The organism is Embleya sp. NPDC050493 (assembly GCF_044458105.1).
GTDB lineage: Bacteria > Actinomycetota > Actinomycetes > Streptomycetales > Streptomycetaceae > Embleya.
On sequence record NZ_JBITHP010000020.1, the window covers coordinates 135,281 to 156,979 of the forward strand.

13 protein-coding genes and 2 pseudogenes are annotated in these 21,699 nt (G+C 70.7%); 8 read left to right on the forward strand and 7 right to left on the reverse strand.

The genetic code is table 11. From position 1 onward, the window contains the following. Positions 1-287 precede the first annotated feature (287 nt). The 5 genes and pseudogenes from ACIBM5_RS31760 to ACIBM5_RS31780 form a co-directional block, all read left to right on the forward strand. Positions 288-1,526 carry an AGE family epimerase/isomerase gene (locus tag ACIBM5_RS31760; protein WP_396010027.1) on the forward strand — a complete coding sequence of 413 codons (1,239 nt, stop codon included), beginning with the start codon at positions 288-290 and terminating at the stop codon, positions 1,524-1,526. Between the two features lie 214 nt (positions 1,527-1,740). Beyond that, a complete protein-coding gene (locus ACIBM5_RS31765) occupies positions 1,741-2,667 on the forward strand; it encodes a carbohydrate kinase (RefSeq protein WP_396010028.1) in 927 nt (308 codons plus the stop codon). Positions 2,668-2,812: 145 nt separating this feature from the next. Beyond that, a complete protein-coding gene (locus ACIBM5_RS31770; RefSeq protein ID WP_396010029.1) occupies positions 2,813-3,736 on the forward strand; it encodes an endo-beta-N-acetylglucosaminidase H in 924 nt (307 codons plus the stop codon). Between the two features lie 657 nt (positions 3,737-4,393). Next, a complete protein-coding gene (locus ACIBM5_RS31775; protein WP_396010030.1) occupies positions 4,394-4,861 on the forward strand; it encodes a VOC family protein in 468 nt (155 codons plus the stop codon). A 493-nt stretch (positions 4,862-5,354) separates the two neighbouring features. After that, a pseudogene (locus ACIBM5_RS31780) lies at positions 5,355-5,569 on the forward strand (Hsp70 family protein); the annotation flags it as partial. A gap of 23 nt (positions 5,570-5,592) precedes the next feature. On the opposite strand, the gene ACIBM5_RS31785 reads toward ACIBM5_RS31780, so the two are convergent. Next, complete coding sequence (locus tag ACIBM5_RS31785; RefSeq protein ID WP_396010031.1) at positions 5,593-7,242, reverse strand: CHASE3 domain-containing protein; 1,650 nt, start codon at positions 7,240-7,242, stop codon at positions 5,593-5,595. Positions 7,243-7,379: 137 nt separating this feature from the next. On the opposite strand from ACIBM5_RS31785, the gene ACIBM5_RS31790 reads away from it, so the two are divergent. Next, positions 7,380-8,234, forward strand: a complete 855-nt coding sequence (locus ACIBM5_RS31790) for a response regulator (protein WP_396010033.1) — start codon at positions 7,380-7,382, stop codon at positions 8,232-8,234. Between the two features lie 437 nt (positions 8,235-8,671). Here the strand turns inward: ACIBM5_RS31790 and ACIBM5_RS31795 are convergent, their stop codons facing one another. The 5 genes from ACIBM5_RS31795 to ACIBM5_RS31815 all read right to left on the reverse strand — a co-directional run bounded on the left by ACIBM5_RS31795 (position 8,672) and on the right by ACIBM5_RS31815 (position 13,931). Further along, on the reverse strand, positions 8,672-10,204 hold the full coding sequence (locus tag ACIBM5_RS31795) for an AMP-binding protein (RefSeq protein ID WP_396010034.1): 1,533 nt from the start codon (positions 10,202-10,204) through the stop codon (positions 8,672-8,674). Then, positions 10,201-11,463: a thiolase family protein gene (locus ACIBM5_RS31800; protein WP_396010035.1), complete on the reverse strand. Its 1,263-nt coding sequence runs from the start codon at positions 11,461-11,463 to the stop codon at positions 10,201-10,203. The genes ACIBM5_RS31795 and ACIBM5_RS31800 overlap by 4 nt, the downstream gene beginning before the upstream one ends. Then, a complete protein-coding gene (locus ACIBM5_RS31805) occupies positions 11,460-12,398 on the reverse strand; it encodes a fumarylacetoacetate hydrolase family protein (protein ID WP_396010036.1) in 939 nt (312 codons plus the stop codon). Before ACIBM5_RS31805 ends, ACIBM5_RS31800 begins: the two co-directional genes overlap by 4 nt. Before the next feature lie 27 nt (positions 12,399-12,425). After that, complete coding sequence (locus ACIBM5_RS31810) at positions 12,426-13,217, reverse strand: cyclase family protein (protein WP_396010037.1); 792 nt, start codon at positions 13,215-13,217, stop codon at positions 12,426-12,428. 99 nt (positions 13,218-13,316) lie between these two features. Next, a complete protein-coding gene (locus ACIBM5_RS31815) occupies positions 13,317-13,931 on the reverse strand; it encodes a TetR/AcrR family transcriptional regulator (protein ID WP_396010038.1) in 615 nt (204 codons plus the stop codon). A 278-nt stretch (positions 13,932-14,209) separates the two neighbouring features. On the opposite strand from ACIBM5_RS31815, the pseudogene ACIBM5_RS31820 reads away from it, so the two are divergent. Next, positions 14,210-14,362 (forward strand): annotated as a pseudogene (locus ACIBM5_RS31820) (cardiolipin synthase B); the annotation flags it as partial. 106 nt (positions 14,363-14,468) lie between these two features. Here ACIBM5_RS31820 and ACIBM5_RS31825 read toward each other — a convergent pair. Further along, the gene (locus ACIBM5_RS31825; protein ID WP_396010039.1) at positions 14,469-16,394 is read right to left on the reverse strand and encodes a hypothetical protein; all 1,926 of its coding nucleotides are present in this window, start codon (positions 16,392-16,394) and stop codon (positions 14,469-14,471) included. Here ACIBM5_RS31825 and ACIBM5_RS31830 point away from each other — a divergent pair. Then, the gene (locus ACIBM5_RS31830; RefSeq protein ID WP_396010040.1) at positions 16,381-21,525 is read left to right on the forward strand and encodes a LamG-like jellyroll fold domain-containing protein; all 5,145 of its coding nucleotides are present in this window, start codon (positions 16,381-16,383) and stop codon (positions 21,523-21,525) included. The genes ACIBM5_RS31825 and ACIBM5_RS31830 overlap by 14 nt on opposite strands. Positions 21,526-21,699 lie beyond the last annotated feature (174 nt).

Genomic DNA, 21,699 nt, shown 5'->3' on the forward strand with positions numbered 1-21,699 from the left:
TCCGGTGCGTACTAAAGCGAATTAGTTGAACGACCTCCCCACCCCCACCTCGCCTGTTGTCGGCATCGGCGAATTGGTGCGGAAGAAACCGTTGACAGCCCCGATGGCAGCCGCCAATCTGACGTTCGGCTCATCAGCACCAGCCCGGCGGCCCCCGCCGGGTTCCCCGAGATCGGTGGCATCCTCGCTCCGCCGGCCGCAAGAGGTGCCGTGCGCGACCCCGGGGCCGCCGGATCTCCCCCACCCGACGCCGTCAGCGCGTCGACAAGAATGAGGGCAGGGCCGACATGGAGCCTGGACCGCCGGAGCCACCCGGCCAATCGCGGTGGCTGGACGCGGAGTTCGATCGATTGCTGACGTTCGCGCGGGGTGCGCGCCTGGCCGGCGGCGGGTTCGGCCGGCTCGACGACGTGGGTGTCCCCACGTCCGACGGCACCGTGCACACCTGGATCACCGCGCGGATGACCCACGTGTTCGCCCTCGCCCACCTGCGCGCGGTTCCCGACACCGCGCCGCTCGTGGACCACGGCATCGCCGCGCTGTCGAGCCTGCTGCGCGACGGCCGGCACGGTGGCTGGTACGCGTCGATCGATGCCGCCGGCCGGCCGCTCACGAGCGACAAACGCGCGTACGACCACGCCTTCGTCGTCCTCGCCGCCGCGAGCGCCGCGGCTGCTGCCCGTCCCGGCGCCGACGAACTCCTCGCCGAGGCACTGACCGTCGTCGAGCGCTGCTTCTGGAGCGAGGCGGAGGGCGCGTGCGTCGAGTCGTGGGACCGCGCGTGGACGACGTGCGAGGCCTATCGAGGTGCGAACAGCAACATGCACGCCGTGGAGGGCTTCCTCGCCGCGGCCGACGTGACGGGCGAGCAGGTGTGGCGGACGCGCGCGCTGCGCATCGCCGAGCGCGTAGTCCACGAATACGCCCGGGGCAACGCCTGGCGGCTGATCGAGCACTTCGACACCTCGTGGCGGCCGATGTACGAGTACAACCGCGAGCGTCCCGACGACCCGTTCCGCCCGTACGCCGCCACGGTCGGGCACTGGTTCGAGTGGTCCCGTCTGCTGGTCTCGCTGGCCGCGTGCGTGCCCGACCCGCCCGGATGGCTGCTCGACGACGCCGCCGCGCTGTTCGCGGCCGGGGTTCGCGAGGGCTGGCACGTCGACGGCCGCGCGGGGTTCGTGTACACCGTGGACTGGGACGGGAAGCCGGTCGTCCGCACGCGGATGCACTGGGTCCTCGCCGAGGCCGTCATGGCGGCCTCGGCCCTGTACGGGGCGACAGGCGACCCCGACTACGAACACTGGTACCGAACGTGGTGGACCTACGCCGACGCCTTCCTCCTGGACCGGGCTCGCGGCAGCTGGCACCACGAACTGGACCCGGACAACCGACCCTCGGCCACCGTGTGGTCCGGCAAACCCGACGCGTACCACGCCGTACAGGCAACCCTGCTGCCCCGACTGCCGGCCGCGCCGTCCCCCGCCGAGGCGTTGCGCCGCAGCCGCTCGGGCCAAGCGTCATGAGGCCCCCGCGGAGCCCTGGCGTCCGGGAACCGGAAGCGGACGAACGCCGGATGCGCCGGCCGCCGGAGAGGACCGGCAGGACCGATCCGATCCCCTCGGCGCATGCCCGCGGCCGCACGACCGTGCCCGATGTGGCCGCGATCGCCGGTGGGCGCGCCACGCCATCCCCCATGCGCGGCGGGTTCGTTGCGCGTGCTTTCGGGAAGGTCGGCCCGTGATCACCGTGGTGGGCGAAGCCCTCGTCGATCTCGTCCGACCCGACGGCGGTCCCCCGGTGGCGCGTCCCGGGGGAAGTCCGGCCAACGTCGCGGTGGGACTCGGGCGGCTCGGCGCGCCGGTGCAACTGCTCACCGCGTTCGGGCGCGACGCCCACGGCGCCCTGCTCGCCGAGTATCTGGCGGCGAGTTCGGTGACCGTCGTCCCCGGGTCGGTGCACGACGGCCCGACCGGCGTCGCACGGGCCCGGGTCGACGATTGCGGAGTGGCGTCCTACGACTTCGACATCACCTGGGATCCGGACGGGGCCCTCCCGACGACCGACTGCACGTGTTTGCATACGGGTTCGATTGCGGCGACGCTCGCACCGGGCGCGTCCGTCGTGCGCTCGCTCGTCGAACGGGCCCGAGAACGGAAGTGGGGACGGGGGCGCACGACCGTGTCGTACGACCCGAACTGCCGTCCGTCGCTGATGGGCGATCCCGAATCGGCCCGGACCCGGATCGAGTCGCTGGTCGCCCTGGCCGACATCGTCAAGGTGAGCGACGAAGACCTCGCATGGCTCCACCCCTCCCGCCACTTCGCCGACGTGGCCGCCGAGTGGCTGGACCTCGGACCCGCCATGGTGGCCGTCACGCTCGGCCCGAAGGGCTCCTACGGCCTGTGCCGAACTGGCGCCGTCTCCGTTCCCGCGACCCCGATCACGCTCGTGGACACGGTCGGCGCCGGCGACGCCTACACCTCGGGCATGCTCGACGCACTCCACCGCCGCGGCATCCTGGGCACCCACGATCCCGCCACCCTCCTGCACCCCAACCTGCTGACACAGGTACTGACCGAGGCATCCCTGACCTCGGCCCTGACCTGCGCCCGCCCGGGCGCGGACCCGCCGACCGCGACCGACGTGGCGGCCCACCGCCCCTGAGCACCCTTCGACCAGGGGGTCGGACAACGCCTTCCCCCTTCGGTGCGGCGTGCCCGGAACCCGACCGGGCGACGCGACACCACCGCTCACTCGGCGCTTCCGAACAGGTCGGGCGCCGACTCCTACGACGGGAGATCGATCGACCATGTCAAACCTGCTACGGCGCAGAATGCGGGCAGCCGCACTCGCGCTCTCGACCATCGCGGCCCTCGCCTTCGGCGCGACCGCCCCGACCGGGGCGGCAGCGGCCCCCACCCCCGCCCCCATGAAGCAGGGACCGACCTCGGTGGCGTACGTCGAGGTGAACGACCAGAGCATGCTGAACGTAGGCAAGTACACCCTCGCCAACGGCGGCGGCAACGTCTTCGACGTAGCCGTGATCTTCGCGGCGAACATCAACTACGACACGGACACGAAGTCGGCCTATCTGCACCTCAACGAGAACGTGCAGCGCGTTCTCGACAACGTTGCCACCGAGGTCCGGCCGTTGCAGCGCAAGGGCATCAAGGTCGTCCTCTCGGTGCTCGGCAACCACCAGGGCGCGGGCTTCGCCAACTTCCCCTCGCAGCAGGCGGCTTCGGCGTTCGCGACACAGCTGTCGGACACCGTCGCCCGGTACGGCCTGGACGGCGTCGACTTCGACGACGAGTACGCCGAGTACGGCAACAACGGCACCGGCCGGCCCAACAGCAGCTCGTTCGTGCACTTGGTGACGGCACTGCGGGCGAACATGCCGAACAAGATCATCAGCCTCTACAACATCGGCCCGTCCGCGTCGCGCCTGTCCTACGGCGGCGTCGACATCTCCTCCAAGTTCGACTATGCCTGGAACCCGTACTACGGCACCTGGCGGGTTCCCGGCATCGCCCTGCCCAAGTCGAAGCTGTCACCGGCGGCCGTCGAGATCGGCGGAACCTCGCAGAGCACTGCCGCCGGTCTCGCGCGCCGCACCGTCCGCGAGGGGTACGGCGTGTATCTCACGTACAACCTCGACGGCACCGATCGCAGCGCCGATGTCTCCGCGTTCACCAGGGAGTTGTACGGCAGTGACGCCGTCTACACGCCGTAGGGCGGCCGCGCGCTCCGGCGCATGGTGCACTCTCGGGGCTCGTCGCCTCCGGTAGGCGGACCACTCGCGCAAGCCGCGCCCTGGACGGCGATTTCGGGGCGCGGCCCGGGGTGGTTCCCCACCTCTGTCGGTCACGCACTTCCCAGCCTCTCCTGTGCACGGCACGGCACTGCCGTCCTGCCGGGCGGGGACCTCTTTGACGGCGTTCGCCGCGAGCCGTGTGGCGCCCGCCGCAGCCAAAGACGGTCCTCGGAGAACCAGCCCTCCCAGGGCACTCGTCCAGTCCCCACCGGGCGGCAGGCCGCTGTGGCCTGCCGCTCCGGCCGACCGGGGCCACCCGAGGATCTCGCCGACGTCACCCTCGCGGCGATCCTCGACCGGCGGCGAGCCATGTCCGGCCGGCCATGGCGGGGGTGTGCGGACGGCGTTCCTCGCCGTCGCGACTGCCGGTGAAGGGGCGGGTACGGCCACGACGGCTGGCCTTCGGGTGCAATCGATGAACGACAGCTCGGCACACGGCGTGCCTGGCCGTGCACTGCCGCGTCGCATGCCAGGCTGATCCGGCATACCGGATATACCCGGCATACCGTCGTGCTCGAATCGACAGTTGTGCCGGACTGTCGGCATCTGCCATGGATCGGATAGGCGGGAACAACCGTGAGCGTCAAACCTGTGCCCGAGGACTACCCGCGCGTCACGCCCTACCTCTGCGTCGACGGAGCGGCCGCCGCGATCGACTTCTACGTCTTGGTCCTCGGCGCGACCGAGCGCATGAGAATGCCCGCGCCCGGTGGCAAGATCGGCCACGCCGAACTCCAACTCGGCAATTCGGTCGTCATGCTCGCGGACGAGTACCCGGATATGGGCTTCCGCGGCCCGAAGACGGTGGGTGGCACGCCGGTGACCCTGCACGTGTACGTCGAGGACGTCGACGCGGTCTTCGCGAGTGCCCTCGCCAACGGCTCCAAGGAACTCCGAGCCGTGAAAAACGAGTTCTACGGCGACCGAACCGGCGAGTTCGAGGACCCGTTCGGCCACCGCTGGAGCGTCGCCTCGCACGTCGAGGACGTCCCCGAGGACGAAATGGCGAAGCGGGCCGAGGAAGCCATGCAGAGCGGCGACTGATCCGGGCCATGCAGGTTGGCGACCGGCGCGCGATCCTCGGCCCCGACGGCGTTCGGCGCCGTCCGGGGAACCCGATCATGTGCGGCAGGCGCCGTCGTCCGTCGAGGGGCGCCCGCACCGGGACGGCGGTGTGAGCAGACAGGCCGGCCGCGAGACCGAACGGACCCGCCGACCTGCCCGAACCGACCGACGACGGCATCCCGTCACCGTGCGGACGTGCGGACGTGTCGGACGCAAGCGTGCGCGCTCATCTCAGGGGTCTCCTACGGGCGCAGCCTGATCTTCGCGTTCCACACCGACGCCGGCAAGAGGGCTTCGAGCCTGGTCACCGGGCCGGCCGGCTGTGGTTCCCGTACGGCCCGACCGGGATTCACCGGAATGGGCGACCCATGAACCCCTCGCCCCCGGGCAGGAATCCTTCGGGCGCGGCACCGGGTCCTCGGGGAAAGAAAGACCCGGTCCGCGCCCCTACGAACCGCCACCACGCGTTCGCCGGAACAACGAAGTGTCGGTCGGTGAGATCGCCAAGCGCCAGGCCGTGACGAACGTCGAATTCACCGCACGGTCGGTGAAGCGGCACATGGGTGATGCGCGATGGCGCCCTCCCGAGTCCGGCGGTGTGGACGGCAGGCGCTACACGGCTCAGGAGATCTCGGCACGGTGCTGCCGAAACCCAGACGGGACACCGAGGCGTTCCTGGATGGGGACCGCGCCGGGCCGCGTCCGTGCGATCAACCGCCAACCATCGCGACCGCGCGTCGCGCGGTTCCGGCGGGTCCTACCTCACGTGGTGGTGCGGGGCGCGGTGGGTCGGGGAGGGTGAAGGCGATGCGGGCGCCGGGGGTGTGTTGGGGGTCGACGGTGATGGTGCCGCCGTGGAATTCGACGATCTTCTTGCACATCGCGAGTCCGATGCCGTTGCCGGTGTAGGCCTCGCGGGTGTGCAGGCGTTGGAAGATGACGAAGACGCGTTCGGCGTACTCGGGTTCGATGCCGATGCCGTTGTCGGTGAGGGCGAACCGCCACACCACGCCGTCGTCCTGGTCGCCGGTGGAGTCGTCGCGTTCGACGGACAGATGGACGCGCGCGGTGCGGTCGGGGTGGCGGAACTTGATCGCGTTGCCGAGCAGGTTGTGCAACAGCATGTCGAGTTGGCTGCGGTTGCCGGTCAGGGTGGGCAGCGGGTCGTGGGTGATCTCGGCGTCGGCTTCCTCGATCGCGAGGCTGAGGGTGTCCGTCGCGCCCGACCACAGGGCTTCGAGGTCGACCGGCTCGGTCTCCTGGTGGAGACGGCCCACCCGGGAGAACGCGAGGAGGTCGTTGATGAGGGTCTGCATGCGGGTGGCGCCGTCGACGGCGTAGGCGATGTACTGGTCGGCGCGGTCGTCGAGTTGCCCGCCGTAGCGGCGTTGCAGCAACTGGCAGAAGCTGGTGATCTTGCGGAGCGGTTCCTGCAGGTCGTGCGAGGCCACGTAGGCGAACTGCTCCAATTCCGCGTTCGAGCGCCGCAGATCCTCGGCCTGCTCCGCCAATTGGGCGCGGGTGCGGTCGGCGCGGGCGAGTTCGTCGACCAGCCGGCGGCGCATGGCCTCCATCCGGTCGGCGAGGGCGCGCAGGTCGGCGGGCCCGGTGCCGGTGAGGGGATGCTCGAAGCCGCCCTCGGTCACGATGTGGGCCTGGTGGGTCAGGTGCTCCAAAGGCGCGGTGACCCCCCGGCGTAGGGCGGCGAACACCAGACCGGCCAAAAGCAGGATGAGGGCGCCGATGGCGGTGAAGACCCAATTGCGCATGGTGCGGGCCTCGATCAGGTCGCCACGTGCGCCGTCGCGGTCGGCCTGCAGGTGGGCGCGTTGGTCGCCCAGGGCGCGGCGCAGAGCGTCGAAGGCGGCCTTGCCCTGGTCGACACGGACGAGATCTGCAGGGGCGGGGGCGCCGGCGGGTCTGTTCACGACGGGGTCGGCGGTGACGGCGCGCCATTGGCCGGCGTGTTCGAGGACCCGGGCCAGGTCGGCTGCGGCGCGGTCGTCGTCGCGGGTGTGCCGGGCGAGGTCGCGGGCGGCGTCGGCCTGTTCGGCGAGTCCGGCGGTGTAGGGCGCCAGGAATTCGGGGCGGCCGGTGAGTTCGTAGCCGCGAACCCCGGTCTCCTGGTTGACCAGCGCCGCCTCCAGGCGCACCGCGTCGATCAGCGCCGGCGAACTGCCGTCGACCAGGCGCTTGCTGATCGCGGTCGAGTGGGCAAACACCCAGACACCGGTGCCCGCCAGGACCGCCAGCACGGCAAGCGAGATGGATACCCCGGCCATGAGCCAATGCCGTGTCGTCCAATGGGCGCGGGGCGCGGATCGGGGCGCCTCGCGCAGCGAGGGTTCGGTGGTGTTCATAGCCACTCCGAGGACAGGCGGCGTCGAAGTACCCACCGGGTGCCGAGCCACGCTCGCGGGTGCGGGTGGGCGGGGGACAGCGTACAGGCGTCGACAACAGTTGTTGTCGGGGCTCGGGGCCGCGTACGGTGTGTCGCATGTCGGGGAATCACTTCGCCTCACCGATCGCCGAGGACGAGATCCGGACGCTCGCCGGAGCGGGCATCGACGCCCTGACCCGGGAACTCGCCGCCCGAGTCTTCTCGACGACGGCGGATGAACACGTCGACGAACAAGGGCGGTTGGCGCGCGGGAGCCCCAATCCCGCGGGTGGCTTCGAGCCGGATGCATCCGGCGACGATCACGCTTTGTTGCGGCTGCGGGTGCTGGCGTACCTGGCACGTGCGGTCGAGGAGTGCGCGAGCGAGGAGGCCGCGCGAGCGGCGAACGCCGGGGCCGGCTACCCGGAACTCGGGGCCGCCTGGAACATGACCCGCCAGGGCGCGCGCAGACGCTGGCCCGGCCTGGTCTTCACCGCGACACCCACCACCCGTCCCATCCCACCGCACGACCGGAGCGACCCGATGAACGCGACCCGCGCCTACGACGTCCTGCTCGTCGAGGACGACCCCGCGGACGCCATGCTGATCGAGGAGGCCCTGCGCGAACACGGCATGGCCCGCCGGATCACCCGGGTCGAGGACGGCGTCGCCGCCCTGCAACACCTACGCGACCGGGACCTGCCCCGCCCGGACCTGATCGTGCTCGACCTGAACATGCCGCGCATGAACGGACGCGAACTCCTCGCCGTCCTCAAGGACGACCCCGAACTGCTGTCCATCCCGGTCGTGGTCCTCACCACCTCCGCCTCCCCCGAGGACGTGGCCTCCGCCTACGAGCGCCACGCCAACGCCTACGTCACCAAACCCGTCAACCTCGACGACTTCCTCCGCACCGTCCGCAGCATCGACGCGTTCTTCCTCGACACCGCCGTCATCCCCTCCAAGGACTGAATCGCCCGGGCCACCGGCCGGGCCGCCCACGCGTTGCCGGCCGGACGGCAACCGGAAGCAACTCCCGCACCCGACGGGTCTACCCGGCCACTCCGGCCGCCCACGCCGCCCTGCACGAGAACCGGGCCAGGTCCGGGGAAGCCGCCCGCGGAGCCACCACCGTCCACCCCGCTCCCCCGGCCGAATAGTCGCCCCTGGCGGCACGCCCCGATGGCAGGGGCGACGTGTCCTTGGGCCGCAGGTCGGAGGAGTTGTGGCGGACGAGCCGGAGTTCGATCTCGGGGTGGTCGTGGTGCCGGCGACGCCGGAACTCGTTGGGGTGGCGGCCGAGACGGACCAGGCGTGGCCGGTGTGCGGGCAACTGTGGCCGGTGCCGGCTTCGGTGAGGAGGTGACGAGGCGCGGGCGCACCCGGGCGGGGTCGTCACCCGCGGGAGGTCACCGGGCGCGCAGTGCCTTCTTGTCGACCTTGCCGAGTGCGGTGAGGGGCAACGTCTCGCGCACGCTGATGTGTTTGGGGGTCCAGATGCCGCCCTTGGTGCGTCGTACGTGGTCGGCGAGTTCGTCGGCCGACGCGTCGTGGCCGTCGTGCAGTACGACGACGGCGACGACCGCCTCGCCCCAGTGCGGGTCGGGTTCTCCGTAGACGGCGCAGTGCGCGACGGCGGGGTGGTCGGACAGGACGTCCTCGACCTCGCGCGGGTAGACGTTGAATCCGCCGGTGATGATGACGTCCTTGATCCGGTCGACGATGGTCAGCCGGCCCGAGGGGTCGGCTCGGGCGATGTCGCCGGTGTGCAGCCAGCCGTCGCGCAGTGCCGCGCGCGTCTGGTCGGGTTTGTTCCAGTAGCCGTCCATGACGAGCGGGCCGCGTACGCAGACCTCGCCCGGTTCGCCGACGGCGACGGGGTTGCCGTCGTGGTCGAGCAGTTGGATCTCGCACCCCGGGACGGGGCGTCCGCAGGAGACGAGGACCGCGGGGTCGTCGTGGTGCTCGTCCGGGTCCAGGACGGTCAGCGCGTTGGGTGCCTCGGCCTGGCCGTAGTGCTGGCTGAGGATGGGGCCGAACCGGTCCCGCGCCTGGATCAGCCGGGCGGGGCTGGTGGGTGCGGCGCCGTAGAGGATCCAGGCCAGCGCGGACAGGTCGGCGGTGCGGGTGCGGGGGTGGTCGAGGAGGGTGTAGAGCATGGTGGGCACCACGAACGTGGCGTTGACGCCGTCGTGTTCGACCGCGTCCAGGACCCGGTCCGGGTCGAACCCGGGATGGATCACGAAGGTCGCGCCGCGCAGCAGCCCCGGGGCGATCAGCAGTCCTGCGGCGTGCGACATGGGGGTGGTGACGAGGAAGGTGGTCCGCTCGGGCCAGGCCCAGGTGGTGCCGGCCCAGGCGTTGGCGGTGAGGGAGCGGTCGCCGAGGACGACACCCTTGGGTTCGCCGGTGGTTCCGCCGGTGTAGAAGAGGTAGCCGGCCGGGCCGCACCGGTCCCGGGCGGTGGGGGCGGTGTCGGTGTCCTCGGCCAGGTCGGCGAGTTCGGACAAGGTCATGACCCTCGGGGTGCCGGCGCGGGCCGCGGCGGCACGGTCGGCGAACCGGGTGTCGTCGACGACGAGCAGGTCGGCGCCGCTGTCGCGAAGCACGTAGGCGTCGTTCTCCCGGCTTCCGAGCGGGTGCAGCGCGGTGAACCGCACGCCCGCCAGGCACGCGGCGGCCATGATCGTGAACGCCTCGGGGCGGGGCCCGGTGAGCAGGGCCACCGCGCGCCCGGGAGAGGGTCCGTGCCGTTCCAGTACGGCGGCGATGCGCTCGATGCGCTCGGCGGTGGCGCGGTAGGTGAGCGTGTGCGGCCGGCCGTCCTCGGTCCAGCGGAACGCCTCGCGGTCGGGGTGGCGGCGCAGGGCGGACAGGATCAGTCGGGCGTAGCCGCCGTCGTGGTGCACGGGGTCGGGGATGTCGGATGCGGTGGTGGTCATCGGGTGCCTCCCAGGATGGTGACGGCCGCGACGGCTTCCTCGATGCCGTAGAGTCCGCCGCCGTTCTCCGCGACGGCGATTCGCGCGCCGGGGACCTGCCGGGCGCCGGCTTCACCGCGCAGTTGGGTGACCAGTTCGAAGATCTGCGCGAGGCCGGTGGCCGACACCGGGTGTCCGCGTGATTCCAGGCCGCCGGACGGGTTGACGGGCAGGTGTCCGCCCAGGGCGCCGGCGCCGGTCAGCGACCAGGGGCCGCCCTCGCCGATGGCGCAGAAGCCGAGGTTCTCGATCTGTTGGATCTCGCCGAACGCGGTGGCGTCGTGGACTTCGGCGACGTCGACGTCCGCGGGTGCCAGGCCGGCCTGTTCGTACGCGGCGAGCGCCGCGCGGCGGCCGATGTGCAGTTCCGGGCGGTCGGCGGCGCGATCGCTTCCGGAGAGCAGGGTGTTGGCGAGGACGCGGACGGCTCGTGGGTGTCCGGGGCGGGCGCGGGCGGTGTCGGCGCGCGTGACCACCACGGCGGCGGCTCCGTCGCTGACGGGTGAGCACATCGGCACGGTGAGCGGGTGGGCCACTTCGCGGGCGGCGAGGATCTGTTCGGGGGTGAAGGGCCTGCGGAAGTGGGCGCGCGGGTTGTGCACGGAGTGGGCGTGGTTCTTGGCGGCGACGGCGGCCAGTTGGTGGCGGGTGGTGCCGAAGCGGTGCATGTGCCCGCGGGCCAGCGAGGCGTAGATGTCCATGAACACCGACCGTTGGCCGTCGCCGGGGTCCGCGTGTGTGCCCTTCGGTGCGTGCTCTTCGGAGAGGGCGCGTAGGCCGGCGAGCGTCTCTTCGCGGCGGTGCACGTCCAGGGCTCCGTCGAAGACGGCCAGTCCGCGGGCGGTGTCCGCGCACACGAGCTTGTCGACGCCGACGGCCAGGGCGACTTCGGACATGCCGGCACGTACGTGCGCGACGGCCAACCACAGGGCGGTGGCCCCGCCGGCGCAGGCGTTCTCGACGTTGACCACCGGGGCGTCCCCGAGTCCGCGCGGGCGCAGCGCCGTCTGGCCGGGGATCATGTGCTGTCCCTCGAGGGCCTTTTGGCTGACGTTGGCGTAGAACACGGCGCCGATCTCGTGGGGCTGGACGTGTGCGTCGCTCAGCGCGTCGGCGGCGGCGGATCCGGCGAGGTCGGCGGCGGTGCGGTCGGTGTGCCGGCCGAAGGGGGTGCAGCCGACTCCCGTGATCATCACGTCGGTGCCGGTGGACGGGTTCACGCGGTCACCACCGTGTTGCGCAGGACGCCGATGCCGGAGACCTCCAGCTCGACGGTGTCACCCGGTTCCAGGAATCGGCCGTGCTCGACTCCGCAGCCGGTGGGCACCGTGCCGGAGCACAGGATCTCGCCCGGGTACAGCCGGGTGGCCGTGGAGGCGAAGGCGATCATGTCGGCGAAGGTGTGATCCATGTCGGCGCTGGTGCCCCGGCTGACCTCGGTGCCGTTGATCCGGGCCACCATGGACAGCCGGTACGGGTCGGTCAGTTCGTCCGCGGTGACGATCCAGGGGCCGAGCACGTTCGCGTCGGTGAAGTCCTTGCACTTGCTCAGGCCCAGCCCTGTGGCCATCTCCTCGACCTGGGTGTCGCGGGCGGTGAAGTCGTTGAAGACGGTGTAGCCGAAGATGTGCTCGGCGGCCCGCTCGCGGGGGATGTCGGTGCCGCCGCGACCGAGGACGCAGGCGAATTCCAGTTCGTAGTCGCGCACCGTGGAGTAGGCGGGCCAGCGTACGTCGCTCTCGTGGCCGGCGATCGCGAGCCGGTTGGCGATGTAGTAGAGCGGGCGCTCGAGTTGCACCTGGGGCAGTTCGACGTTGTGCGCGGGTATGCCCTGCATGCGTGCGCGGGCGTTGCGGAAGTGGTCCATGAAGCCGCCGAAGTCGCGGATCTGCGGCGGGTTCGGCAGCGGCGCCCGCCACCGTACGTCGGTCACGTCGACGACGGCCGCCTCGGGCGGGTCGGCGAGGATCCGGTCGATGGCCTCCCGGGCCCGGTCGCCGCCCTCGATGATGTGCAGCATCGAGGCCAGGAGCGGGCCGCTCTCGGCGGGCAGGGCGTAGGCGGCGGCGCGATCGAGCAGGACGAGCCGTTGCTCGTGCTCCACCACGACTGCGGCGTGGTCGCCCGTGTCGTACCCGACGGTGGCAAGTTTCACGGTGTCCTCCTGGTGAATGGGGCCGGGTCACACGAACGCGACGACGCGGGCGGGGGCGGCGCTTGCCCGGGCCAGTTTCAGCGGGAAGAACGCCACCTTGAAGCCGGCGGGCGGAAGGGTCGCCAGGTTGGCGAGTTGCTGGACGATGAAGACCTCGCGCTCGCGGCCGGCACGGTGCCCGTCCCACAGGACGGCGTTGTCGCGGCCCTCGCGGAAGGCGCGCGCCATCACGCCGAACGGCAGGTCCCAGCCGGCGGCGTCGGAACCGAGCACCTTGGCACCCTGGTCGGCCAGGAACAGAGTGCCCTCGCGGCTCATCCCCGGGTATCGGAAGAACTCCGGGTCCCCGGGCCCGAACCCCTCCTGCCCCGTGCGCAGGAGCACGGCGCCGCCCGGGGGAACCTCGGCTCCGGTGTCCTCGATGGCGTCGCGGAGAGCCGCGACCTCGATCGCGGTGTCCGGCCGGCAGCGGCCGCGCAGGTCGAGCACGATCGCCTCGCACCACAGTTCGTCCACGGCGATGTCGGTGATGGTGCGCGCCGGGCGGCCCTCGCACGTGGATCCGTAGTGCAGCGGCGCGTCGACGTGCGTGCCCAGGTGCGAACTGAAGCCGTCGAGCGTCTCGGAGCCCCAGCCCTCGCCGTCCGGCAGGTCCTCGACGGTGCATCCCATGGCCCGGGCGAACTCCTGCCGGCCGTCGCCGGCCGGGTGCGCGTACGTCACCCGCGGGGCTACCACCGCGGCCAGCGCGCGCAGTTCCTCGGGCAGCCGTTCGCGGTCGGCGGGATCCAGGGTTCGGGTGAGGTCGATCAACTGCATGACACGATCACCTGCCTCTCGTTGGAGCTCCAACATAATCTTGGACGCTCAACACAGCAAGTGTCGGACAGCAGGTGTTCGTTCGATCACTTTTCGTGATTACCTCCGGTCGGTGGGCTCCTTCCGATCGGCGGGGGGCAGCGCGCGGGAGTAGATCGTCTCCATCGCGCCGACGGCCGCGACCCGATCGACCGCCTCCGGGTCCAGCCGATGCTGGAGGTTGATGCCCAGACTGCTGCCGAGCATGGCCACCGCCACCGCGTCCGGATCCAGGACGTCGCCCGACGAGGGGGCGACCTCGCGCAGGTAGTCCGCGTACATCCGGCGCAGCGCGACGTATTGCGCGGCATACGCCCGCCCCACCACCGACTCCCGGCTCACCGCCTCCAGCAGCAGCGTGGCGTAGATCCGTGCCTCGGGCCGCGACATCAACGCGAAGTTCGCCGCCGCGAGCGCCCCCGCTCCGGGCGGCACCTCGGCGAGCCGGGCCCGGAGGAACTCGGTGCCGCGCCGGAACGCCTCCTCGACTACGGCCACCAGCAGGCCGTCCTTCGACCCGAAGTGCCAGGCCACCGAACCGCGACTGATCCCCGACCGGGTCGCCACCGCCTGGATCGACGCGGCCGCGGCACCGCCGTCCGCCGCGAGCTCGAACGCGGCTTCCACCAAACGCCTGCGCGTCTCCTCCGAGATCTCCTGCTGACGCCCCGCCATCCCCGACTCCTCACGTGCGGATCCGCCCGCGCACGCGGACGATCCTGCCTGCCGCCCGCCGACACGGACGTGCATCCGGGAATCGGACGCGGGGCCAACCCTACGAAGGGGACGACCGCCGCGGCGCACTCCCCCGTCCGCGCACCGGCGCGATTCGCAACGACCGCGTCGATCGGCCCAGCCGCGCGAAGCATCTTCCGGCAGTCTGCCGCGCTCACGAGCCCGTACGCCATGGGCGGCGGTGTCGGGGGCGGGTACTCGACTCGGTGGTGCCGGGCAGGGTCGACGAGTACACCGCCTTCACCGGCGGCGTCGGCATCGCCCGGGAGTGGTGCGGTGACGCCCGCAACCCCGACGAGTGGCGCGACACCCGCGTCAAGGTCCGCGGCCCGGCCGTGGACGGTATCGCCGCCGCGTTCGCACAGAACTGGGGACGACGGACGCGGCCACCAGGCCGGCTCCGCCGGCCGCCGACCGCGGGCCCTCCCCTCGGCCGGCCCCGGGCCCTCCGCCTTCGCGGAGGGCCCGGGGCGTCCGTCAGATGCCCACGCCGTAGTACTGGGCGAGGTATTCGATGATCTCGCCCGCGTGCGGCACGAGTTCCGGCAGGTCCGCGGCGAGTGCGCCGCGGGTGGCGGCGGCGAGGTCGGAGGCGCTGGTGGTGGCGGTGCGGACGTAGGGTTCGAGGCGCCTGATCAGTTCGTAGTTGCTGTCGATGTTCTCGGCGCGCATCGCCTTCTCCAGCGGCGGCGCGCCGGGCGGCGGGACGGCCGGGAGCACCCGGCTGAGGAAGGTGACCCGGTGCAGGATCCGCCAGCACGGCGGCTTGGCGGTGCTCTGCCGGGCCTGGCGCAGGGCGGTGGCGTCGGGGGCGTCGCTGTTGGCGAGCCACAACGGGTCGACGACCTTGTGGTAGAAGTCGTCGAAGTTGGCGCTGTTTTCACCCAGGTAGAAGGTGAGGAAGCGGTAGGCGTCGACCTTCCCCGGTATCAGGACCGGTTTGCCCGCCGCGTCGTAGACCGGTTTGCCGTTGTCGCGGCGTTGCAGGTCGCCGGAGGGCGCGCAGTTGACGGAGAGGCCGAAGGTGCGGGTGGTGTCCTTGTTGCGGGCGCGGGTGACGCTGTAGCCGCCACCGATGGAGGCGTCGACCTTGCCGGTGAGGCCGTAGCCGACGACCTTGAATTCGAACTCGCCGCCGAAGCCGACCTTTCCGTTGAACGTGTAGGAGCCGGACGTGGTCTCGGTGACGGCGTCGGTGGCTTCGGTCGTCTCGGCGAAGAAGCCGCCCCGGGCGGTCCAGACGTAGGTGTTGACCAGGTCCCGGTGCGAGAAGCCGGCGGCGGAGGCGCTGTCGGCCGTGTCGCGGGCGGGCCGGGAGTCCCCGGCGACGCCCATTCCGCGCAGGACCGACTTCGCCTGGTCGTGGGTCGGGTCGTGGTGGTGGGTCTGGGTCGAGACCGACTGGTAGTACGCGTGCATGCGTTGCTGGTCGCGGGTGATGCGGCGTTTGAGCGCGTAGGCGTCGCGGGGCTTGAAGTAGCTGTAGTCGCCGTAGCCGGTGGCGATCGGGTAGTCCGGGTCGGTGACCTTGCCGCGGTCGTCGAAGCCGACGGCGCCGTCGAGAGTGCCCTGTTTGACGTAGCGGGGGTTGATCGGGAAGTGGATGATGTTCCAGTCCCGGGGGATGTCGGGGTTGGGCATCATGCGGTACGCGACCAGGGCTCCGGTGTGGGCCAGGCGCAGCGCGAAGACGTCGGCGGTCTGCGACTGCACCAGCGCCATGCCGATGTTGGCGGGCACGTACCGTCGGCCGATGGCGGGGTTGAGCACCCGGGTGGGGTCCTCCGTGTGGCCGGTCAGCGCCATTTGGGCCTTGCGGCTGGTGTTTTGGCCCTGGGAGACCTTGGTGTCGTTGCTCCAGGTGTTTTCGAACTCCAGGGCGATGCTGTGGGTGAGCGACGCCTTGATGTCGAACGCAGGAAATGCCACGCCGAAGCCGAGCGCCGCGGCGACCGTCATGTTCTTCGCCTCGAACTCGTTCTTCATGGAGGCTTCGAAGGCGGCTTTGACGCTGGCCGCCCTGTTGGACGACAGGCTCTGGACGATCTGGTCGGCTTCGGTGAACTCCACCGACGAGGCGCCGGCGTAGCCGTCGTCCTTGCCGGTGAGGTTTTCGGAGGGTACCGGCGGGGCGCCTTCGATGAAGCCGACGAGTTGCGGGTCGAACTGAACCTGGCCGACCCACTCGGAGGTCAGGTCGCCGACTTTGTAGCCGGTGACCAGGTGCCAGCGGCCGTTGCGGACGTAGCCGTAGCAGCGCTTGAGCACGCCGAGCGCCTCGCCCTTGGCGCCGTACTGCAGGTCGGAGTATTCCCCGACGGCGGGGGCGCCGGCGATGGTGTCGTGGAAGGGGGTGCGGACGGCGGCCAGCGCCGAGCGCACTTCGGCGGTGTCGGTGGACACGGGCGCCGGCGTCGAAGCGGGCGCGGGTGAGCAGCCGACGGCCGCCGAGACCGACGTGCGCCTGTCCACGACGGCGCGGCTGACGGCGTCCGCCCCGTTCCATGTGATCTCCGACGGCACGTACGTGGTCGTACTGCGACAGTCGATCGGCGACGGGCACCCCGACGCCGTGTACAAGCTGACCGGCACCGGCTGTTCCGGCAACGCGTCCAGGACCGACTACGTGCTCGACGGCGCGAAGAAGGTGCCGTTGGTGCGTGACACTTTGCTGTGCGACCGGTTCGTGTTGGTGGAGGGCAAGCTCAAGCCCGTGCTCGAAGTGCGCTACCGGCGCAGCAGGCACGCCACCCGTGCCGAATCGAGCAAGGACAGTCTGGGCACCGAGGACATGGAGGGTCGCCCGTTCCACGAGCCTACCCAGGAGCTGTCGTTCGTCCGCAACCTGAGCCAGGGCCGGTTCGCCGCGGTACTCGTGCCCACCGCGGTCAACGGGGTACAGCGCTGGCAGTTGTTCGCCCACAACGACGCGACCGGCCGCGTCGACTGCTTCAATGTCGAACAGGGCGCTCAGGGCTTGTTCAACACGCGGGGCACCAGGTATTACACGAGTCCGGATCCGGCCTACCGGGATGCGGTGTTCGAGCGCGACCCGGGCACCTGTCCGTTCACCAAGCGCGAGCTGGTGTTGGTGGTGGGTGCCGACGGGCACGCGGAGACGGCGCTGCGGCTGGCCGGCGGCGACGCCCATGTCGACCTGGGCGACCCGGAGGCGTTGCGGTTCGGCGGGAAGCCGTACTCGATCGAGGCGTGGGTCAAGCCCGCCGAGCTCAACGGCCCCATCCTGGCCAGGGGCGCTGCATATCAGCTCGCCCTGAGCCCCGACGGCACGGTGTACCTGGCCCACAGCGCCGATCCGTGGTTGATCGGCTCCAGTGAGAAGATCACGAAAGACGTGTACACCCACATCGCCGGTACCTTCGACGGCAAGACCGCGAGGGTGTTCGTCAACGGCAAGCTGTCCGGCAGCGGGGAGATGGCGTTCGTCGACGACGTCGGCGCGGTCGCGCTGATCGGCAAGAAGGTCCACCAGGGTCGGACGATCGGCTACTTCAAGGGCGACATCGACGAGGTCCGGGTGTGGAACCGGGCGCGCTCCGCCGCCGAGATCACGGCGGACATGAACCATCGGCTGATCGGCAACGAGCCGGGCCTGGTGGCGTATCACCGGTTCGACGAGGGCACGGGCACCATTGCCTACGACCAGACGGATCGGGCGCTGAACGGCGTGGTGAAGGGCGCCGCCCAGTGGGTCGCCTCGGAGGCGCCTGTGGGCGATCACCCGGGCGTGCGGCGCGACAGTTTCACGCTGAAGGGACGCACGGTCGTCTCGGGCATGTCGGCCATCCTGTATCACCAGCAGGAGAAGGTGTCCGCCGGGTACGGCGCGGCGGCCAAGCCGGCCAAGCGGCAGGCCAGGGTGATGCTGACGTTCGCCGCCAAGGACGGCCGGGACGCGTGCGTGGCGAGCCTGGACTTCGGCGTCGGCCGCGACGGCCGCTTGAGCCAGGTGCCGGACGTACTGGATCCCGTCCTGTTGAAGCGGCCCGTGAAGGCCCAGAACTCCGAGCGGATCAGCGAGTTGCAACAGCTGATCAAGCAACTGGAGCCGGACATCGCCAAATTGCCGCCGGAGATCGCCCGGCTGACTCCGCTCTCCGCGAAGCTGCCCGACTACCAGACCGTGTACGACGAGCTGACCCGCGAGGTGAACGAGCACCAGAAGCGGTACGACGCCGAGAAGGATCTGGTGACCTCCTGGTACTACGAGCTCCTCCTCAAGCAGACACGCCCGGATGCGAGCGGGCAACTCGTCCTGAAGCTCGTGGTCACGACCACCAGCACCTCGGATGCGCGCGTCGTGAGCTTCACGTCAGGTACCGACACTCCGCTGTGGACCTTCGACGCCGTCGGCGAGTCCCAGGACGGGAAGCCGTGCTACTACCTGGCATACAAGCGTTTCGACCAGGACATGTGCGCCAAATACAGCGCGACCGAGGAGAACTCCGCCCTGTGGACGATTCCTCGTCGGCAGGTCCCCTACCACAGCGCGCAGTTCTACCTGCTGACCGAAGGCGATCACGTCCGGATCGTCAATCGCAAGAGCAGGCTGGCGGTCACGTTGCCCGCGTCGGAGAAACAGGTGGTCCAGTCGAGCGCGGGCCTCAAGGACGACTCCGGTCTCATCCGTCTGGCGCGGCGTGGCATGCGCTCGGACGTGGACAGGCTTCTCCAGGTCGCGAAGGACAAGAGGGCGAAGGCCGACACCGAGCTGCAGGAAGCGCGTTCGGCCGCGCAGCGGGTCGGTGAACTGCAGACTTCGCTCGCCTCCCTGCAGGGGAGGCTGAAGGTCGCGCAGCAGGAACTGGCGCGCCTGACCGTCGGGTTCGAGGGCGACGCCGACCTGACCGTGGCGATGCCGCCGCTGGGCACCGACCGCAGCGGATTGAGCTTTGCCGGCGGCCTGCTCGACTTCGCCCGCGGCACCGATCGGCCCGCTCTGCTCGACAGCGGCACGGGCAACATCGTGTTGTACTTCCGCGGCGCGAACGGTCAGTTCTTCGCCGCCTACTACGACACGGCGGTCACCCGCGGGGTCCAGGAACTCGCGGCGTCCGGCGGCAACATCGGCTTCGTCGCCGGTGACGCGGCCATCGCGCTGGAGGGCTACACCATCAAGGTGAGCGACGGCGACGCGCCCGGCCGCTGCGATGTGACCATTTCGACCAAGGACGACAGCGAGACGTGGCGGTCGCTGCCGCGCACGGCGATCCTGATGGCCGCGGCCTTGGCCGGCGACCCCGGCCGGCCGGTGACGGTCGGTGCGGTGTCCCAGGTGAGCGGCAACACGGTGCAGCTCGCCGAGGGCGCGACCGTCAAGGTCCCGGCGTTCGCCCACCTCGACATCGGCGGTTCCGGATACGCCGCGGCCGTCGAGACCCCGGTGGGCGGGAAGACGATCACGCTCACGACGTCGGGTTCCGCGCTCGCGTCGGGCGCGAGGATCAGCCTGGTCGGCTACGATCACGGACGCGCCACGTCCAGCCGGACCGGCGTCCTGCTGTCCTCCGGATCCCGACTGGTCGCGTTGACCGCCAACGGGGTCGAATCCGTCCCCAACGGCACGGCGAAATCGACGATCACCGGGAGCGGCTGCGTCTGGCGGGCCGAAATGCCGGGTCGCGCCTACCTGTTCGACGGCAAGGACCATTACCTGTCGCTACCCGTCGACAAGCTGGACGCGGTCGCCACGACCGGCGATCTGAGCCTGGAGACCTGGGTCAATCCCGAGAGCGGGCAGGCCAGGCTCGTGCACGCCAATACGGCGGAGTCGGCCTACTCGCTGTCGCTGGTCCCGGCCGACCTGCCGGTGCAGTATTTCGACGGTGACGACAGGCTCGAGTTGACCGGTGCGCTCGACCTGTCCAACCGTGACTTCACCATCGAACTGTGGGCCAGGCGCAGCCACGCGCGCGGCCGGCTGGAGCCGCTCCTGACGCACGGGAACCTGGCCGGTGCGGTGGACCAGACCCTGCATCTGCACATCGCCGCCGACGAGACCCTCACCTTCGCTCTGTTCGGCGACGACCTCAAGACCGCACAGACCTACCCGGACCTGGAATGGCATCACTGGGCCGCGGTGTACGTGAACGCCACCCGGGAGCAGATCCTCTACCGGGACGGCGTCGAGATCGCTCGCCGCACCGCCAAGGGCCCCTACACCGGCAACGGCCCGCTGGTTCTGGGCACGCAGCCCTTCACGGGTGACCATCTCCACGGTCAGATCGACGAGGTCCGCGTCTTCGGGCGGGTGCGCACCCCCGAGGAGATCTCCGGCGAACGCCACAGGCGCATGTCCGGCCGCGAGCCCGGACTGCTGGGCCACTGGACCTTCAACGGAACCGGTCCGACGCCCTCGCCGATCAAGGGTTACCACGTGGTGGCGCGCGTCGGCGACCGGGTGCTGCGCTCGGCGGAGCGCTTCCCGTGCAACGAATGGGCCCACCTGGCCGCGACCTTCACCCAGGCGTGGGCCGTGCGCCTGGACGGCACCGCGGGCCTGGAGGTGGCCCCGCAGGACGCGCTGGACGTGTCGGGCGACCTCACGATCGAGGTGTTCGTACAGATCGACCGGCCCGGCACGCCCATGGGCCTGATCGCCAAGGGCGAAGTCGTCGACGGCCGACCGGGCGGCGTTCCATATCAGGTGGGTGTCACGGCCGACGGCAGGGTGGAGTTCGCCTTCGCCGAACCGGAAGGCAAGGCCGTCCGCTTCACCTCCAACACGCCCCTGCGAGGCGGCGCCTTCCACCGCGTGACCGTGGTGAGGCAGGCGCTGCGACCCGAATCCTCCACCGCCGGCCAGGCCGCCACCGCCCCCCTGTCCGGGCAGGACATCCGCTTCTACCTCGACGGCAGGCCGGACGGGACGCATCGCTACACCGGCCCCGGGGCGCAGTCCAACCGCGGCAGCGTGGAACTGGGCCGAGGACTGCGCGGCGTCCTGGGCGAGGTGCGGCTGTGGAACACCGCCCGCAAGACCGAACAACTCGGCCTTGCGGTCACCGAACGTGAGAAGGGGCTGGTGGCCCGCTGGTCGTTCGACGAGAACGCCGGGAACATCGCCTCCGACGCCACCGGCAGCCACCCGGCCAAGTTGCGCGGCGCTCGCTGGACCCGCGACCCCGACCCGAAGGCCAGCGCGCTGCTGCTGTACCGCAACGGACAGCAACTGTCCGCCAATCCGGGGCAGTTCCCGCTGGACCTCGGCCCTTACGGGGACCGGCAATTCACCCTGGGCGCACGACTGATCGCCGGCCGGGTGATCGAGCCGCTGGCCGGAACGCTGGAGGAGGTTCGGGTCTGGCGCACGATGCGCACCCCCGAGCAGATCCTCGACAACATGTTCACGCGTATACGCGGCGGCAAGCAGGACCTCCTCGGCTACTGGGCCTTCGACCGGGAGACCACGGCCGCCGGTTCCACCGTCGTCCGCGATGAGGGCCTACGCGGCAACAACCTGGCCTTCCCCGCACAACGGCCGCGGATCCTGCTGTCCACCCGCCGCGCTTGACCGTCGGCATGGCCGTGGGGCCGACGATGGCGTAGCCCACCTCGGCGATCTCCCGAGGGAAGGCGAGCTCGATCGGATTTCCGCTCCAGTACGCGGCGTCCGCGGCGCCCTTGGCCTGCTCCCCGGCCAGATCCAGCACGGAATAGACGATCCGCCGAGACGCGTCCATGGCGA

Excerpts from the sequence above, each read along its gene's own strand:
- ACIBM5_RS31760 (WP_396010027.1), top strand. The coding sequence starts at position 288 with ATGGAGCCTGGACCGCCGGAGCCACCCGGCCAATCGCGGTGGCTGGAC.
- ACIBM5_RS31770 (WP_396010029.1), top strand. The coding sequence starts at position 2,813 with ATGTCAAACCTGCTACGGCGCAGAATGCGGGCAGCCGCACTCGCGCTC.
- ACIBM5_RS31785 (WP_396010031.1), bottom strand. The coding sequence starts at position 7,242 with ATGAACACCACCGAACCCTCGCTGCGCGAGGCGCCCCGATCCGCGCCC.
- ACIBM5_RS31790 (WP_396010033.1), top strand. The coding sequence starts at position 7,380 with ATGTCGGGGAATCACTTCGCCTCACCGATCGCCGAGGACGAGATCCGG.
- ACIBM5_RS31795 (WP_396010034.1), bottom strand. The coding sequence starts at position 10,204 with ATGACCACCACCGCATCCGACATCCCCGACCCCGTGCACCACGACGGC.
- ACIBM5_RS31810 (WP_396010037.1), bottom strand. The coding sequence starts at position 13,217 with ATGCAGTTGATCGACCTCACCCGAACCCTGGATCCCGCCGACCGCGAA.
- ACIBM5_RS31815 (WP_396010038.1), bottom strand. The coding sequence starts at position 13,931 with ATGGCGGGGCGTCAGCAGGAGATCTCGGAGGAGACGCGCAGGCGTTTG.